This is a genomic window from Acidovorax sp. FG60 (genome assembly GCF_057808995.1).
On record NZ_JBMDJC010000002.1, the window covers coordinates 253,127 to 269,956 of the forward strand.

Genomic DNA, 16,830 nt, shown 5'->3' on the forward strand with positions numbered 1-16,830 from the left:
GTCGCCTTCACGATATTCACCGAATGGTTCCCAACACCCGATTTATTCGTAAACCACGGTGGCCGAACCACTGCCCGCCTGGGCGGTCCAGGCGGCCAGCGCAGCATCGGTGGGATAAAAACGGGCGCTCTCACCCAGTTGCAGCTCCGCCACAGCGGCCGCGTCCTGCGCCACACAGCGCACCCCCATGCGCACACGCAGGCCGTGGAGCAATTCACCCTCGGCAAGCTCCTCTCTGCGCGGCGGAAACTCCTTGACCAGGCGGTGCACATCCGGGCCCTTGTCGCCGACGGTGACATGCAGGTACTTGCCAAAACGGCAACGCGCCCCTGCCAAGTCCCACACCTGTTGCACCTTCACGCGCAGGCCACCGCTGAAATGGTCCAGTTGCAAGCGGCCCATCATCACCACAAACTCATCTTCCTTGAGCTGGTTGCGGTACGTGTTGAGCAAGGCCTCATCGGCAGACGCCTCAATGACGGCAGACTTGTCGTCCAGTTTGAACAGGCCCAATTTGCCCCGCTGTCCATTGATGACCCTGAAATCACTGATGATCCCGGCCAAGACCTGGGGTTCGCGACTGTCCAGCAGCTCATCGATCTGGGTGCGCACAAAGCGGCGCACCTCCGTGGCCACTTCATCGAACAGATGGCCGGACAGATAGAAACCGACCGCCGTTTTCTCCAGGGTGAGTCGCTCCTTGATCCCCCAGGGAACCGCGTCCACCAGCTCGGGCTCCTGCGTACTGGAACCGTGGGCATCATCGCCCATCATGTCGAACAAGCCACCCTGGTTCACGTTGGCCAGCGTGGCGGCCGCAAAGTCAAAAGCCCGGTCGATCGACGCCACCATCGATGCCCGGTTCATGTTGATGGAATCAAATGCACCCGCCTTGATCAGCGCCTCCACCGTGCGCTTGTTCATGCGCGCCTTGTCCACGCGCAGGCAGAAATCGAAAAGGCTCTTGAAAGGCCCGGTGGTGGCGCCATGGGGTCCTTCGCCACGCCCCTCGCGCGCCGCCACCATGGCCTCGATGGCCTGCTGGCCCGTGCCCTTAACGGCGCCCAGGCCGTAGCGGATGATTTTGTCGGTCACGGGCTCGAACCGGTAGAAGCCACGGTTGACGTCCGGCGACTCGAAAGAGAGCCCCATTTTTTGCGCGTCTTCGAACAGCACCTTGAGCTTGTCGGTGTCATCCATTTCCACGGTCATGTTGGCGCAGAAGAACTCTGCGGTGAAGTGCACCTTGAGCCAACCCGTGTGGTAAGCCAAAAGGGAGTAAGCAGCCGCGTGCGACTTGTTAAAGCCGTAGCCTGCAAACTTCTCCATCAAATCGAACACTTCGTCAGCCTTCTCCTGGCTGATGTTCTTTTCGGCCGCACCCTTTCGGAAGATCTCCCGGTGCTCGGCCATCTCCTCGGCCTTCTTCTTGCCCATGGCGCGGCGCAGCATGTCGGCGCCGCCCAGGCTGTAGCCCCCCAGCACCTGGGCGGTCTGCATCACCTGCTCCTGGTACACCATGATCCCGTAGGTCTCGGCCAGCACGGGCTCCACCAGCGGATGGGGGTACTCCACCACTTCCTTGCCGTGTTTGCGGTTCACGAAACTCGGGATCAGATCCATGGGACCCGGCCGGTACAGCGCGTTCAGTGCAATCAGGTCTTCAAGCCGACTCGGCTTCGCTTCCTTGAGCATGCCCTGCATGCCGCGGCTTTCAAACTGGAACACGGCCTCGGTCTTGCCGTCGGAAAACAGCCGATAGGTGGGGCCATCGTCCAGCGGAATGTTCTCGAAGGCGAAGTTCTCCTGGCCTTTGTGGCGCTTGATGATGAACTCACGCGCGATTTCCAGAATGGTGAGAGTGGCGAGACCCAAGAAGTCGAACTTCACAAGGCCAATAGCTTCCACGTCGTCCTTGTCGTACTGGCTCACCGCCGATTCGCTGCCCGGCTGCTGGTAGAGCGGGCAGAAATCCGTGAGCTTGCCAGGCGCAATCAAAACCCCGCCCGCGTGCATACCGATGTTGCGGGTCATGCCTTCGAGTTTTTGCGCCATCTCGATGATGGTCTTGACGTCTTCTTCCTTCTGCACGCGTTCGTACAGCAGCGGCTCCAGCTCCAGTGCGTAGTTGTTCTTGTCGCCTTCCTTTTTCACCTCGGGCGGATAGGCCAGCGTGTACGACATGCCGGGCTTGCCCGGTACCAGCTTGGAGATGCCGTCGCAGAACATGTAGCTCATGTCCATCACCCGGCCCACGTCGCGGATGGCGGCTTTGGCAGCCATGGTCCCGAAAGTGGCAATCTGGCTCACGGCATTCTTGCCGTACTTGTCCTTCACATAGTCGATCACCCGGTCACGATTGGACTGGCAAAAGTCAATGTCGAAGTCAGGCATGGACACCCGCTCGGGATTCAGAAACCGCTCGAACAGCAGGTTGTATTGCAGCGGATCCAGGTCGGTGATCTTGAGGGCATATGCCACCAGCGAACCGGCACCCGATCCTCGCCCCGGCCCCACGGGGCACCCGTTGGCCTTGGCCCACTGAATGAAGTCCCCCACGATGAGGAAGTAGCCCGGAAAACCCATCTTGAGAATGGTTCCGATCTCGAACTCCAGGCGTTCCACATAGCGGGGACGCTGCTGATCGCGGTCGGACTCCTTGGGGAAGAGAAGCTTCAGGCGCTCCTCCAGCCCCTCGAACGAGGCAAAACGAAAGAACTCATCGATCGGCATGCCATTGGGGGTGGGAAAGTCCGGCAACTGCGGCTTGCCAAGCACCAGCGTGAGGTTGCAACGCTGGGCAATTTCCACCGTGTTCGCAATGGCCGACGGAACATCAGCGAACAAGGCCTGCATTTCTGCAGAAGACTTGAAATACTGGTCGCGCGTGAACTTGCGCACGCGGCGCGGGTTGGCCAGGATCTCCCCCTCTGCAATACAGACGCGCGCCTCGTGGGCCTCATAGTCGTCTGGAGTGGCGAACTGCACAGGATGTGTAGCCACCACGGGCAAGCTCAGGCGCGCCGCCAACTGTGCAGCAGCCACCACGTGGCTTTCATCGTCGACACGGCCCGCACGCTGCAACTCGATGTAAAACCGGTGTGGAAACAGCCCTGCCAGGCGCAAGGCAATCTCAGCGGCGCCCGACTCGTCCCCCTTCAGGAGAGCTTGGCCCACAGGCCCAGCCTGTGCCCCGGCCAGGGCAATCAGCCCTTCCGACAACTCTTCCAGCCAGGCCCAGGTGCACAGCGCCAGATTCTTGACGACATTGCGCGTCCACGCGCGCGCGAGCAGTTCGGACAGATTGAGGTAGCCCTGGCGGTTCTGCACCAGGACGATCAGGCGTGAGGGGGCCGCGCCCGCTTCGCCTTCCAGAAAAATCTCGGCCCCCAGAATGGGCTTGACGCCCTTGCCCCGCGCCTCCTTGTAGAACTTGATCGCGCCAAAAAGGTTGTTGAGATCGGTGATGGCCAGTGCAGGCTGGCCGTCTTTGGCAGCCGCCTTGGCCACCTCATCGATTCGATTGGTACCGTCTACGACGGAGAACTCGGTGTGCAGGCGCAAGTGAACAAACATGGGGGCCATTGTAGAAAGCCCAGCACCTCCACCGAGAGAAAGCTGGCAGCGCAACGCCTCTTGACAGGTGCCACCCCCAGTACAATGCTTTTTCGTGCCCTGGATGCCAGCGGCGCCTGGCCCTCTGGACCGGCCCAGCTATCCTGCACCCTTGTTTCCTTTTTTGCTGAAAGCTGCCTGCGATGCTGCGTGCCCCACTGCCCCTCGTTTCTGCCCTGCTGCTTGCTGGTCTGCTTGCGGGTTGCTCCAGCACAACCGAAGACAAAACGGCCAACTGGAGCCCCAATCGCATCCATTCGGAAGCGCAGGACGAAATGAACAGCGGCGCCTACGATAAGGCGGTTCCTCTGCTCGAAAAGCTGGAAGGGCGTGCAGCCGGCACCCCGCTGGCGCAGCAGGCCCAGATCGACAAGGCCTACGCGCACTACAAGGCTGGCGAAAAAGCCCAGGCCATTGCAACGCTGGACCGCTTCATGAAGCTCCATCCCGCCAGCCCTGCGCTTGACTATGCGCTGTACCTCAAGGGCCTGGTGAACTTCAACGACAACCTTGGCCTGTTCTCGTTCATCTCGCGCCAGGACCTTTCCGAGCGCGACCAGAAAGCAGCCAAGGACTCCTTTGAGGCCTTCAGCGAGCTGGCCACCCGCTTCCCGGAATCCCGCTACGCACAGGATGCACGCCAGCGCATGACGTACATCGTGAATTCGCTCGCGCAGTACGAAGTGCATGTGGCGCGCTACTACTTCCAGCGCGGCGCGTATGTGGCAGCCATCAGCCGTGCCCAGGTAGCCCTGGCGGACTACCAGGGCGTGCCCGCGCTCGAAGAAGCTCTGTACATCCTGATCCAGTCGTACGACGCACTGGGCATGACGCAGCTGCGCGACGATGCACGCCGCGTGATGGACACTTCGTACCCCCAAAGCGCCTATCTGCGCGGGGGCCTCAAGGAAAAGGCGGAGCCGTGGTGGAAGCTCTGGTAAGCGCCTGAAGAGCTGCTTCAAACTCGGGCTCTGACTCCAGGCGCCGCATGGGCGGCAAGGCCGCCAGCAGGCGCTTGCCATAGCCCATGGTGACAAGGCGGGTGTCACCCACCACCAGAATGCCCTGGTCGGACTCACGCCGGATCAACCGCCCCGCCCCCTGCTTGAGCGCAACGGCTGCCTCGGGCAGTGCGTAAGACTTGAACGCTTTCCCGCCAGATTTCTCAATACGCTGCGTACGCGCCTCCACCAAAGGGTCGCCCGGGGGAGGAAAAGGAAGCTTGTCAATCACAACAAGCTGCAAGGCATCCCCAGGCACATCAAAACCTTCCCAGAACGTCGCGGAAGCCACCAGCACACAGCCCTGCTGCCCGTGCTCGCTCCCTTCGCGAAAACGCTCCATCAGCCGCCGTTTGGGCCACTCGCCCTGCACCAGCACCTCCAGGACAGCGGAGCCCGCAAACTGCGCTTTCAACGCATCGCCAATGGTGCGCAAGGCCTTGAGCGTCGTGGTCAGCACCAGGGTGCGGCCACCCAGTTGCGCTGCAGCCTCGCCCACCCAGCGCGCAAGCGCCATGCTGTGCGAAGGATCGGCCGGAGACGGCAGGTGGCGTGGCACATACAGTGCTGCCTGCGCCCCATAGTCAAACGGGCTCGCAACCCGCAGGATCTGCGCGTCCTGCAAACCCGCCCGCTCCGTGAACCAGCTCAGTTGCTCGTCATCGCCCAAGGTGGCCGAGGTGAAGACCCAGGCCCTGCCGGGTCTGGCAGCAGGCTCCCCGGGCCACCCATCGTCACCCACGGGTTCCGCAGGGGTGGCCAGCAGGCGTGTGCGCATGGCCTCGGCAATGTCCAGGGGGGATTCCGTCAAGCGCAGCTGCGGCCCCACATCGACCCAGCGCACCGCATCCGGATTGCCGGGGCCAGAAAAATGGGCCAGGCGCGCCAGCAGTTCAGTCCCGCGCTCATACAGGCGCACAAAGTCGGGCGCTATTTCGCTGACAGTGTCGAGCGCCTCTTGCGCCTGGGCGCAGGCGAGCGCCACGCGGCGCAGGGCAGTCTGCCATTCATCCGGCCTGACGCTCTCCGGCGTTTCATCGGTCCAGCGCAGCTTTGCGCTGCCCCGCATATCTCCCGCCGCCAAGCGCAAATCCCGGGCAGACAGATCCACTTGGCTCGCAAGCCCCATCCAATCCGCAAGGCCCCGCGCATGCTGCAGCCCTGCTGCCAGCAGGTCCCTGCCAAAATCCATCAGTTGGCCCGTGGACAGCGTAAGCCCCAGAAACTGCACGCCCGTCTCGTTGATCTGGTGCGCCTCATCAAACACCACCACACGCACGGACGGTAAGAGCTCGGCCATGCCCGACTCGCGCACAGCCACATCGGCGAAGAAAAGGTGGTGGTTGATGACCACGATGTCCGCCGCCAAGGCCTCGCGCCGCGCCAAATGCACGTGGCATTCGCGAAATCGGGGGCACTGCGAGCCCAGGCAGTTCTCACGGGTGGAGGTGACCAGCGGTATCACGGGCGAGCGTTCGTCCAACCCCGTCAGCTCTGCAAGATCGCCCGAGCGCGTGCCATGCGACCAACTCTCGACCTTGGCCAAAACCCGTGCCACTCCAGGCTCACGGGCTGACACATCCTGGCGCGCCAGTTCCATGCGGTACAGGCACAGATAGCTCGCCCTGCCCTTCAGAAGCGCCATGCGCACCGGCAAGCCCAGGGTCTGCGCCAGGCGCGGGAGATCGCGCGCAAACAGCTGGTCCTGCAAGGCCTTGGTGGCGGTGGACAACAGCACCCGTTCGCCGCTCAGGAGTGCCGGGACCAGATAGGAAAAAGTCTTGCCCACCCCCGTGCCTGCCTCCACGACCAGCGCCCCGCCCGTTTCGATGGTGTGCGCCACGGCCATGGCCATTTGCGTTTGGCCTTCGCGCGGCTGGAAATGCGTGTCGGCCCGCGCCAGCACGCCGCCAGGGGCAAACACCTCCTGCACCATCTCTACCAGCGCCATCAAGCGGGCTCTTGGGGTTGAAGGTCCCGTTCCAGGCGATCCAGGGCATCACGCAGAGCGAGGCGGCGCTTTTTGAGGCGGCGCAGTGTGAATTCGTCCGCCACGCTGTCGGGGGCACACCGGTCGATCAGAGCGTCCAGATCAGCATGCTCGATGCGCAGCTCAATGAGTTGGCGTTGGGGGGAATGGAGGCTGGGGTTCAAGGCAAGGGGCCGTGGGATGGCAAAAATGCCACAGGCGGGCGGATAATACGCGCTTGCCCCCGTTTGCGCGATGGCCCTTTGCGTACGCGCCCCCACAATCACCAGCATGACCAAAGCGTTTCGCCTCATCGCGTCCACCGGCATCCACAAGGGTGACCGGGAGTACCAGCAAGACCAGGTGATCCTGATCTCCCACGAGCGGCACAATGGCTGCATACTGGGTGTCATTGCCGATGGCATGGGCGGGCGCAGCGGCGGGCGCAAGGCGTCCGACCAGGTCATGATGACTGCGCGCCAGCTCTTCGAGCGCTATTCGCCCGACACCGACGACCCGGTGGCCATGCTCAAGAGCATGGTGGAAGAAGCTCACATCGTGATCCGGCTCACAGCGATTTCTGCCGAGCAGGAACCGCACAGCACCATTGCAGCCTTTCTCATCAACCCGCGTGGCGACTGCCACTGGGTGCATGCAGGCGATTCGCGCATCTACCATTTCCAAGGTGCGCGCATGGTGTTCCGCACCAGCGACCACTCCTACGTCCAGGCTCTCGTGGACCGGGGCGAGCTGACCGAAGCCGAGGCCAACAACCATCCGCACTCGAACATTCTGGTGGGCTGCCTCGGCACTGAAAGCGACCCGCCCATCACCACCCATGTGATCCCCCAGCTGCAGCCTGGCGATGTGCTCATGGCCTGCAGTGATGGGGTGTGGCACTACTTTTCGCCCACCGAACTCGGCTCCGTGGTTGATTCCCTCTCGCCACGGGAAGCCACGGAGTTTCTGATTGAAAAAGCCCGCTCCCGTGCGCGGGGCGGTGGCGACAACCTCTCGCTGGTCATCGTGAAGATGGAGGCGCTGGTGGAAGAAAAGAAGGTCGCTCGCCTGGTACCCGCTGACGCAGGGCGTCCCTGAAGCAGCGTCCCACCCGCTGGTATGTGCATGGGTGGGCAACCGAAAGGGCGAATGGCTGCGCGGCACTTGAGGAAAGCGGCGCTGACGCGAACCGAGCCTCGGTATCCACCGGCCCATTGCGACTTTTGGGCGCCACGCGCACTTTCAACACCTGGAGCAGCCACCCCAAGTAAACCTGTTTCAGCGTGCTGCCGAACCCGCTGGCAACGGAGCCGCAGGGACCCGCCCCTGGGCTGCGGCCTCTGCCCGTGACTTTTCGACTCGGTCGCGGCGCTCCTGCGCAGCCTGAAGCGTTTGCGCGTGGCGTGCGCGCGCCTCTGCGGCACGCTCGGCATTGCCACTGGTGCGCGCTGCCTGCTCCTGGGCCTGCTTTTGCACCTTAATGCGCTGCTGCTGTGCTCTCAGCTCAGCCTCGTGGTCACGCTGCGATTTCAGGCCCTGGGGGTCTTGCGACGGCTTGCGCACCACAGCGCTTGCAGCACCGCTGCCCGCTGAGGGGCTATCCGGCACGCCGCGCTGCTTTTCTTCAATGGATTTGAGACGCTCCGCCGCTTTTTCCTTGCGCTCGGCATCATTGAGCTCGATCTCCTGTGCACGCAAACGGGCTTCCGCATCGCGCACGCCCGCCCGCACACTGCGCAGACAGTCTTCTACGGAGAATCGCTGGTAACAGGCCGATTCGTCCTGTTGTCGCCTGGCCTTGATGGCCTCGCGTTCGGAGCGGATGCGGTCGTGTTCCGCTTTACGTTCGGCCGCCTTGGCGGCTGCCTGCTGGCCGTTGGCCTCCGCACCCGCAGCTACCGGCTGCGCCATGGCCGAGGCCGACAACCCCCAGGCAAGCAAGAAAATCGCCGCAGACACGAAGCGTCTGGAGATCATGTCAGCCCCGTATCGACAGTGCGGCGCTCCAGCGCCAGGAACTCCTTGGACTGCATCTCGTTGAGCCGCGAAATCGTTCGCGGAAACTCGTGCGCCAAGGGGCCTTCGGTGTAAAGCTGCTCGGGGGGTACTGCTGCAGACAGGATGAGCTTGACGCGCCTGTCGTACAACACGTCCACGAGCCAGGTAAAACGCCGCGCAGGCGACGCCATGCTCACCGGCATGTAGGGCACATCGGACAGCAGCACAGTGTGGAACTGCGTCGCGATTTCCAGATAGTCGTTCTGCGACCGGGGGCCACCACACAGGGTCTTGAAGTCAAACCACACCACACCACCGGCCTTGCGGCGTGCCCGGATCTCGCGGGCCTCGATGTGCAGCACCGGGTCTTCGTCGTGCACTTCGGCCAGTTGGTCAAACGCCTGGCCCATTTCAGCATCTGCCTCGGGGCCCAGCGGCGTGTGGTACAGCTTCACGTGCTCCAGAGTGCGCCGACGGTAATCGGTACCGTTGTCCACGTTGACCACTTCAAGCTTTTCATTGAGCAGGGCAATCGCCGGGAGAATGCGGTCGCGGTGCAGGCCGTCGGGGTACAGGTCGTCGGGCTTGAAATTCGAAGTGGTCACAAAGCCCACGCCGTTATCGAACAGTGCCGCCAGCAGGCGGTGCAGGATCATGGCGTCGGTAATGTCCGCCACGTGAAACTCGTCAAAACAGATGAGCTTGTAGCGCTTGGCAATGCGCGCGCCCAGCACGTCCAGCGGGTTGACCGTGCCCTGCAGGCCCGCCAGTTCGCGGTGCACTTCGCGCATGAACTCGTGAAAGTGCAGGCGCACCTTGCGCTTCAAGGGAACGGCGTCGAAAAAGCATTCCATCAGAAAGCTCTTGCCCCGCCCCACCCCGCCATACATGTACACGCCGCGCGGCACATCAGGCCGGTTGATCAGCTTCTTGAGTGCGTTGGAACGCTGGGCCTTGTATGCGGCCCAGTCATCAGCGCAACGCTGAAGGGCATCCACTGCGCGCAATTGGGCAGGGTCACTTTGGTAGCCTTTTGCGGCCAACTCGGCCAGGTAAGCCTGTTTAACAGTCACGTGGTGGATGCTCAGAAACTATGATTTTTATAGCTGCTAGCGCTTATCAGATAAGCGCTAGAGCCCGATTTGACCCAAAAATCAGAAGTTCAGAGTGCGTTTATCCACAGCCAAGGCCGCTTCCTTGGTGGCTTCGCTCAGGCTGGGGTGTGCGTGGCAAATGCGAGCGATGTCTTCGCTGCTGGCCTTGAATTCCATGGCCACAACAGCTTCGGCAATCAGCTCGCTGGCCTGCGGGCCTACGATGTGCACGCCCAGAATCTCGTCAGTCTCGGCATCAGCCAGCATCTTCACCATGCCGGTGGTGTCGCCCAGCGCACGCGCGCGGCCGTTGGCCAGGAAGGGGAAGCTGCCCGCCTTGTACTTGACGCCGTCGGCCTTGAGCTGCTGCTCGGTGCGGCCCACCCATGCGATCTCGGGGCTGGTGTAGATGACCCAGGGAACGGTGTTGAAATTAACGTGGCCATGCTGGCCCGCAATGCGCTCAGCCACCGCAACGCCCTCTTCCTCGGCCTTGTGCGCCAGCATCGGGCCGCGCACCACGTCACCCACCGCCCACACGCCAGGCAGGTTGGTCTTGCAGTCGGCATCCACCACGATGGCGCCACGCTCGTCGAGCTGCAGGCCCACGGCTTCGACGTTCAGGCCAATGGTGTTTGGCACGCGGCCGATGGAGACGATGAGCTTGTCCACGTCCAGCGACTGGGCTTCGCCCTTGGCGTTGGTGTAGGCAATGCTCACGCCCTTCTTGCCGGTCTTGATCTCGCCGACCTTCACGCCCAGCTCGATCTTCAGACCTTGCTTGTCGAAGGCCTTCTTGGCTTCCTTGGCGATCTGCTCGTCCACCGCGCCCAGGAAGGTCGGCAGGCCTTCGAGGATGGTGACTTCGGCACCCAGGCGGCGCCACACCGAGCCCATTTCCAGACCGATCACGCCCGAGCCGATCAGGCCGAGCTTCTTGGGCACAGCGCCCACGCGCAGCGCGCCGTCGTTGGACAGCACCAGTTCTTCGTCGAACGGCGTGCCGGGCAGCGCACGGGCATTGGAGCCGGTGGCAATGATGATCTGCTTGCCCGTCAGCGACTCTTCGGCGGCGCCAGCCACCTTGATCTCGTAGCCGCCTTCAGCAGCCTTCACGAACGAGCCGCGGCCATGGAAGAAGCTGACCTTGTTCTTCTTGAACAGGTACAGGATGCCGTCGTTGTTCTGCTTCACGACGGTGTCCTTGCGGGCAATCATCTTGGCCACGTCCATCTTGACGCCCGTGGCGGTGATGCCGTGCTCGGCGAAGTGCTTGTTGGCGTGTTCGAAATGCTCGGACGATTGCAGCAGCGCCTTGGACGGAATGCAGCCCACATTGGTGCAGGTGCCGCCGGGTGCGGGGCCACCCTTGTCGTTCTTCCACTCGTCGATACAGGCGACGTTGAAGCCCAGCTGGGCTGCGCGGATGGCGGCAATGTAGCCACCGGGGCCACCGCCGATGACGATCACATCAAATTGTTTGCTCATGGGAAATCTCGTTCAGTCTGTTGGAGAAAGACCCACCGGCGGGCACAACCAGAGGTCGGCCACGCGGGTGGGTCCATGCGGTCAGGAGGTTAGATGTCGAACAGCAGGCGCGATGGGTCTTCCAGCGCATCCTTCATCGCCACCAGGCCCAGCACGGCTTCGCGGCCGTCGATGATGCGGTGGTCGTAGGACATGGCCAGGTAGTTCATCGGGCGCACAACGATCTGGCCGTTCTCCACCACAGCGCGGTCCTTGGTGGCGTGCACGCCCAGGATGGCCGACTGGGGCGGGTTGATGATGGGCGTGGACATCATCGAGCCGAAGGTGCCACCGTTGGAAATCGAGAACGTGCCGCCGGTCATTTCTTCAATGCCCAGCTTGCCTTCAGCGGCCTTCTTGCCGAATTCGGCGATCTTCTTCTCGATGTCGGCAAAGCTCATCTGGTCGGCATTGCGCAGGATAGGCACCACCAGGCCACGGGGCGAGCCCACGGCGATACCGATGTCGAAGTAGCCGTGGTAAACGATGTCGTTGCCATCGACCGAGGCGTTCAGCACGGGGTACTTCTTCAAGGCGTGCACGGCAGCCTTCACGAAGAAGCTCATGAAGCCGATCTTCACGCCATGCTCCTTGGTGAACGTGTCCTGGAACTTCTTGCGCATGTCCATCACCGGCGCCATGTTCACTTCGTTGAACGTGGTCAGGATGGCGTTGGTCGATTGCGACTGCAGCAGGCGCTCGGCCACGCGGGCGCGCAGGCGGCTCATGGGCACGCGCTGCTCGGGGCGGTCGCCCAGGTCTTCCTTGGCGGCCGGGGCCGACACCTGGGGCAGTGCCTTGGTGGGCACGCCCGTGGGGATGGCGCTTGGGGCAGCCACAACAGCCTTGGCGGCACCACCAGCCACAGTGCTGAGCACGTCGCCCTTGGTCACGCGGCCATCCTTGCCGCTGCCGGCCACAGCCGATGCGGACAGGTTGTTCTCGGCCAGCAGCTTGGCGGCAGCGGGCATCGCCACATCGCCCTTGGAGCCGCCAACAGCCGCTGGTGCGGGGGCAGGAGCCGATGCCGTGGCGGCAGCGGGTGCTGCAGCAGCGGCGGCAGGAGCGGCCGCGCCGGCCTTGCCTTCGGTATCGATCTTGGCAATGAGCTGCTCGGCCACCACGGTGGCGCCGTCGCCCTGGATGATTTCAGCCAGCACACCAGCCGAGGGGGCAGGCACTTCAAGCACCACCTTGTCGGTTTCGATCTCGATCAGGATCTCATCCACTGCCACAGCCTCACCGGCCTTTTTCTTCCACGTCAGCATGGTGGCCTCGGCCACGGATTCGGACAGCTGGGGGACTTTGACTTCTACGATAGCCATATCAATTCTTTCGGAATGGGGTTTTGTTCTGTTGTCGGGTCGCAGCTGGCCTTACTTGGTCAGGACAAAACCCTTGAGCTTGGCAAACGCGCCGTCCACCAGCGCCTTTTGTTGTTCCTGGTGCAGGTGCGAGTAGCCCACGGCAGGTGACGCGGAAGCCGCGCGGCCGGAATAGCCCAGCTTCTGGCCTTCGAGCATGTTCTCGTGGATGTAGTGCTGCACGAAGAACCAAGCGCCCTGGTTCTGCGGCTCGTCCTGGCACCACACCACGTCGGTGGCGTTGGGGTAGCGCTTGATTTCAGCGGCGAATGCCTTGTGCGGGAAGGGGTAGAGCTGCTCCACGCGGATGATGGCCACATCGTCGTCTTCGCGCTCGGTGCGCTTCTTCACGAGGTCGTAGTACACCTTGCCGGAGCAGGCGATCACACGCTTGACCTTGGCTGCCTTCTTGACGATGGCCTCGTCCTGCTCGGGAATCACCGTCTGGAAGCTGCCCTTGGTGAACTCGGACAGCGGCGAAGTCGCATCCTTGTTACGCAACAGCGACTTGGGCGTCATGATGATCAGCGGCTTGCGCAGATCACGCACCATCTGGCGACGCAGCACATGGAAGATCTGGCTGGCGGTGGTGGGCTGCACCACCTGCATGTTGGCGTCGGCCGACAGCTGCATGAAGCGTTCGAGGCGGGCAGAGCTGTGCTCAGGGCCCTGGCCTTCGTAGCCGTGTGGCAGCATCAGCGTGATGCCGTTGACGCGGCCCCACTTCACTTCACCCGAGGCGATGAACTGGTCGATCACGACCTGCGCACCGTTGGCAAAGTCGCCGAATTGCGCTTCCCAGATCACCAGGGTGTTGGGGTCGTTGGAGGCGTAGCCGTATTCAAAGCCCAGCACCGCTTCTTCCGACAGGATCGAGTCGATCACAACGAATGGAGCCTGATTCTCGGCCACATTCTGCAGTGGCACATAGGTGCCGATGTCCCACTTCTCGCGCTTCTGGTCATGAATAACCGAGTGGCGGTGCGTGAACGTGCCACGGCCACAGTCTTCGCCCGACAGGCGCACGGGGTAGCCGCTGGCCACCAACGATGCGAATGCCATGTGCTCGCCCATACCCCAGTCCACGGGGATCTCGCCACGGCCCATGGCAGCGCGATCGTCATAGACCTTCTTGACCAACTGGTGCGGCGTCACGCTCTCAGGAATGGTCGTGATCTTCTCGGCCAGGCGCTTCCACTCAGCCAGAGGAATGGCCGTGTCGCCAGCGTCCGTCCACTTCTTGCCCAGGAACGGGCTCCAGTCCACGGCGTACTTGCTCTTGAAGTTGGTCAGGACGGGATCGACCGTGTGCTTGCCGGCATCCATGGCGGCACGATAGGCCTTGACCATATCGTCGCCCAGCGACTCACCCAGGCCCTGTGCCGCCAGCTTGTCGGCATAGAGCTTGCGCGTGCCAGGGTGCTGGCCGATCTTCTTGTACATCAGCGGCTGGGTCAGAGCCGGGGTGTCCTGCTCGTTGTGGCCCAGTTTGCGGAAGCAGATGATGTCCACCACCACGTCCTTCTTGAATTCCATGCGGAACTCCAAGGCGAGCTGGGTGGCCAGCACCACGGCTTCGGGGTCATCACCGTTCACGTGCAGCACGGGCGATTCGATCATCTTGACGATGTCGGTGCAATACAGCGTGGAACGCGTATCACGCGGATCGGAGGTGGTGAAACCGATCTGGTTGTTAATGATGATGTGCACCGTGCCACCCGTGTAGTAGCCACGGGTCTGGGCCAGCGCCAGGGTTTCCTGGTTCACACCCTGGCCGGCAAAGGCCGCATCACCATGCACCAGCACCGGCAGCACCTGCTTGCCGTGCGGGTCGGCGCGGCGGTCCATGCGGGCACGCACGGAGCCTTCGACCACGGGGTTCACGATTTCCAGGTGGGAAGGATTAAATGCCAGCGACAGGTGGACCGGGCCGCCAGGGGTGGTCACATCCGAGCTGAAGCCCTGGTGGTACTTCACGTCACCGGCTGGCAGGTCTTCGGGAGCGGTGTGGTCGAACTCGGCGAACAAGTCCTTGGGCATCTTGCCCAACGAATTGACCAGCACATTGAGACGACCCCGGTGGGCCATGCCGATCACGATTTCCTGAACGCCCTTGGCACCGGCAGACTGGATCAGCTCGTCCATGGCGGCGATGAAGCTTTCACCCCCTTCCAGGGAGAAACGCTTCTGGCCGACGTACTTGGTGTGCAGGAAACGCTCCAGGCCTTCGGCGGCCGTCAGGCGGTCCAGGATCTGCTTTTTCTTGTCCACACCAAAGCTGGGCTTGCTGCGGATCTTTTCCAGCTTTTCCTGCCACCAGCGCTTCTGGTTCTGATCAGTGGCATACATGTACTCGGCGCCGATGGAGCCGCAGTATGTTTCGCGCAGCGCGTTGATCAACTCGCGCAGGGGCATCGACTCTTTGCCGAAGAACGTGTTGCTCGTGTTGAACACCGTTTCCTGGTCAGCGTCGCTGAAACCATAGAAAGAGGGTTCGAGTTCAGGAATGGCGGGGCGCTCGGTGCGCTTGAGGGGATCCAGATCAGCCCAGCGTTGGCCCACGTTGCGGTAGGCAGCGATCAGCTGCTGAACGGCAGTGCGCTTGCGGCCCAGCTCAGAGTCCGCACCCGTTGCCACAACAACCTTGGTGCCGCCCTGTTTGGCGCGCTCGGCAAAAGCGTTGATGACGGGGAGGTGGGGGACGTCTTTGGCATTGCTGCCATCCACCGCAGGCACATGTTGAAGTGCATCAAAGTACTCGCGCCAATTGTCTGGCACGCTACCTGGGTTGGCGAGGTAGTTCTCGTACATCTCTTCGACATAGGGCGCATTGCCGCCGAAGAGGTAAGTGTTGCCTTGGTAGGCTTGATAGACGGACGTCGTATCGCTCATATTCCGCTGACCTCCGCTTTCCTTGGGAAAGCATTAGCTGGTTGAGAAACCTTCCGCGACACGGCTGAACCGATTGGCGGATGCGACTGTGGCTGGGGAAGGGCCTTGGTACGGGCGCCATTGTGCCACCGAATGGCCGACCGCCCTACGGAAATGGTGGGGCCGGTGCTGACACGCTGGCGCAACAAGCGGCTACAAACCTGGCTCGCGTACATTCCGGGTATCTCATTGCCACCTACCCTCATGACGCCACCCCCCCTCCAGAACAAAGTCTTTTTGCTGCTGCTGGCCCTTGTCACCATCGCCTTTGGAGCCATCCTTTGGCAGTTCCACGGCGCGGTCTTCTGGGGCGTCATCCTGGCCATCTTGTTTGCCCCCCTGCACCGCAAACTGTTGCGGCGCATGCCCCGGCGGCGCAATCTTGCAGCGCTGTGTACTCTGGGACTGTGCCTTATTGTGGTCATCCTTCCCATGACAGCGATCACGGTATCCCTGGCCCAGGAAGCCACGATAATCTATGAACGGATGCGGTCGGGCCAGCTAAATTTTGGGCTCTACCTACAGCAGGTGATCGCCGCCCTGCCCACCTGGGCCGCCAATTTGTTGGACCGGTTGAATCTCACGACCGTTGGCGAGCTGCAACAAAAGTTCTCTTCCGTCGCTGTCCAGGCCAGTCAGTTTGTTGCCACACAGGCATTAAGTATTGGACAGAACACGCTGCAGTTCATCGTGAGCTTCGGCATCATGCTCTATCTGCTGTTCTTCCTGTTGCGTGACGGATCGAGTCTGGCATTGCGCATTGGCCAGGCCACCCCGCTGGACGAAACACACAAGCGGCAACTGGTCAGCAAGTTCACCACCGTCATTCGCGCCACGGTCAAAGGCAACATTGTCGTGGCGGCCTCCCAAGGAGCGCTGGGCGGTTTGATTTTCTGGATCCTGGGCATCCAGGGCCCCGTGCTGTGGGGAGTTTCCATGGCCTTCCTGTCGCTGCTTCCCGCCGTGGGAGCGGGGCTGATCTGGGTGCCGGTGGCAATTTACTTCCTGGCCACGGGTGCGGTCTGGCAAGGCGTGGTGCTGACTGCGTTTGGCGTTGGCGTTATAGGACTCGTTGACAACGTCCTTCGTCCGATTTTGGTGGGCAAGGACACCAAGATGCCAGACTACGTTGTGCTGATATCCACCCTGGGAGGCATGGCGCTCTTTGGGTTGACGGGCTTCGTGATAGGACCAGTTATTGCGGCGCTTTTCATTGCGAGCTGGGACCTGTTTTCACCCAGCGCCAGCACTGAATCCGCGTAGCAAAATGGAGCGATACAACAATCGGGGCCATGAACAACATGGCACTGCATTGAACGTGCGGATCACAA

General features: G+C 62.1%; 11 protein-coding genes. 3 read left to right on the forward strand and 8 right to left on the reverse strand.

What is annotated here, in order from left to right; genetic code table 11:
- Positions 1-42 precede the first annotated feature (42 nt).
- Positions 43-3,576, reverse strand: a complete 3,534-nt coding sequence (gene dnaE / locus ACODS0_RS03955; RefSeq protein WP_488832966.1) for a DNA polymerase III subunit alpha — start codon at positions 3,574-3,576, stop codon at positions 43-45.
- Positions 3,577-3,758: 182 nt separating this feature from the next.
- Here dnaE and ACODS0_RS03960 point away from each other — a divergent pair, with 182 nt between their 5' ends.
- Positions 3,759-4,556, forward strand: a complete 798-nt coding sequence (locus ACODS0_RS03960) for an outer membrane protein assembly factor BamD (protein WP_055396690.1) — start codon at positions 3,759-3,761, stop codon at positions 4,554-4,556.
- On the opposite strand, the gene yoaA is transcribed toward ACODS0_RS03960, so the two are convergent.
- Together yoaA and ACODS0_RS03970 are read right to left on the reverse strand one after the other, a co-directional pair.
- Positions 4,519-6,567, reverse strand: a complete 2,049-nt coding sequence (gene yoaA, locus ACODS0_RS03965; protein WP_488832968.1) for a DNA repair helicase YoaA — start codon at positions 6,565-6,567, stop codon at positions 4,519-4,521. The two genes, ACODS0_RS03960 and yoaA, sit on opposite strands and share 38 nt — an antisense overlap.
- The gene (locus tag ACODS0_RS03970) at positions 6,567-6,770 is read right to left on the reverse strand and encodes a YdcH family protein (RefSeq protein WP_488832971.1); all 204 of its coding nucleotides are present in this window, start codon (positions 6,768-6,770) and stop codon (positions 6,567-6,569) included. The genes yoaA and ACODS0_RS03970 overlap by 1 nt, the downstream gene beginning before the upstream one ends.
- Positions 6,771-6,876: 106 nt before the next feature.
- Here ACODS0_RS03970 and ACODS0_RS03975 point away from each other — a divergent pair, with 106 nt between their 5' ends.
- The gene (locus ACODS0_RS03975; RefSeq protein ID WP_121420339.1) at positions 6,877-7,683 is read left to right on the forward strand and encodes a PP2C family protein-serine/threonine phosphatase; all 807 of its coding nucleotides are present in this window, start codon (positions 6,877-6,879) and stop codon (positions 7,681-7,683) included.
- Positions 7,684-7,863: 180 nt separating this feature from the next.
- Here ACODS0_RS03975 and ACODS0_RS03980 read toward each other — a convergent pair whose 3' ends face one another.
- From ACODS0_RS03980 to ACODS0_RS04000, 5 genes are all read right to left on the reverse strand, one after another.
- Positions 7,864-8,562 carry a hypothetical protein gene (locus ACODS0_RS03980; protein ID WP_121506186.1) on the reverse strand — a complete coding sequence of 233 codons (699 nt, stop codon included), beginning with the start codon at positions 8,560-8,562 and terminating at the stop codon, positions 7,864-7,866.
- Complete coding sequence (gene zapE / locus ACODS0_RS03985; protein ID WP_055396683.1) at positions 8,559-9,656, reverse strand: cell division protein ZapE; 1,098 nt, start codon at positions 9,654-9,656, stop codon at positions 8,559-8,561. Before zapE ends, ACODS0_RS03980 begins: the two co-directional genes overlap by 4 nt.
- An 81-nt stretch (positions 9,657-9,737) precedes the next feature.
- The gene (lpdA, locus tag ACODS0_RS03990) at positions 9,738-11,165 is read right to left on the reverse strand and encodes a dihydrolipoyl dehydrogenase (RefSeq protein WP_488832977.1); all 1,428 of its coding nucleotides are present in this window, start codon (positions 11,163-11,165) and stop codon (positions 9,738-9,740) included.
- A gap of 89 nt (positions 11,166-11,254) precedes the next feature.
- Entirely contained in the window at positions 11,255-12,529 is a 1,275-nt protein-coding gene (odhB, locus tag ACODS0_RS03995) for a 2-oxoglutarate dehydrogenase complex dihydrolipoyllysine-residue succinyltransferase (protein ID WP_488832980.1), read from the reverse strand.
- A 51-nt stretch (positions 12,530-12,580) separates the two neighbouring features.
- Positions 12,581-15,460, reverse strand: coding sequence for a 2-oxoglutarate dehydrogenase E1 component (locus ACODS0_RS04000; RefSeq protein ID WP_055396677.1), 2,880 nt, complete (start codon positions 15,458-15,460; stop codon positions 12,581-12,583).
- 243 nt (positions 15,461-15,703) lie between these two features.
- On the opposite strand from ACODS0_RS04000, the gene ACODS0_RS04005 reads away from it, so the two are divergent.
- The gene (locus ACODS0_RS04005; RefSeq protein WP_488833258.1) at positions 15,704-16,762 is read left to right on the forward strand and encodes an AI-2E family transporter; all 1,059 of its coding nucleotides are present in this window, start codon (positions 15,704-15,706) and stop codon (positions 16,760-16,762) included.
- Positions 16,763-16,830 lie beyond the last annotated feature (68 nt).

Bases quoted from the DNA above. Each gene is read 5' to 3' on its own strand.
- dnaE (WP_488832966.1), bottom strand. From the start codon at position 3,576: ATGTTTGTTCACTTGCGCCTGCACACCGAGTTCTCCGTCGTAGACGGT.
- ACODS0_RS03960 (WP_055396690.1), top strand. From the start codon at position 3,759: ATGCTGCGTGCCCCACTGCCCCTCGTTTCTGCCCTGCTGCTTGCTGGT.
- yoaA (WP_488832968.1), bottom strand. From the start codon at position 6,567: ATGGCGCTGGTAGAGATGGTGCAGGAGGTGTTTGCCCCTGGCGGCGTG.
- ACODS0_RS03975 (WP_121420339.1), top strand. From the start codon at position 6,877: ATGACCAAAGCGTTTCGCCTCATCGCGTCCACCGGCATCCACAAGGGT.
- ACODS0_RS03980 (WP_121506186.1), bottom strand. From the start codon at position 8,562: ATGATCTCCAGACGCTTCGTGTCTGCGGCGATTTTCTTGCTTGCCTGG.
- lpdA (WP_488832977.1), bottom strand. From the start codon at position 11,165: ATGAGCAAACAATTTGATGTGATCGTCATCGGCGGTGGCCCCGGTGGC.
- odhB (WP_488832980.1), bottom strand. From the start codon at position 12,529: ATGGCTATCGTAGAAGTCAAAGTCCCCCAGCTGTCCGAATCCGTGGCC.
- ACODS0_RS04000 (WP_055396677.1), bottom strand. From the start codon at position 15,460: ATGAGCGATACGACGTCCGTCTATCAAGCCTACCAAGGCAACACTTAC.
- ACODS0_RS04005 (WP_488833258.1), top strand. From the start codon at position 15,704: ATGACGCCACCCCCCCTCCAGAACAAAGTCTTTTTGCTGCTGCTGGCC.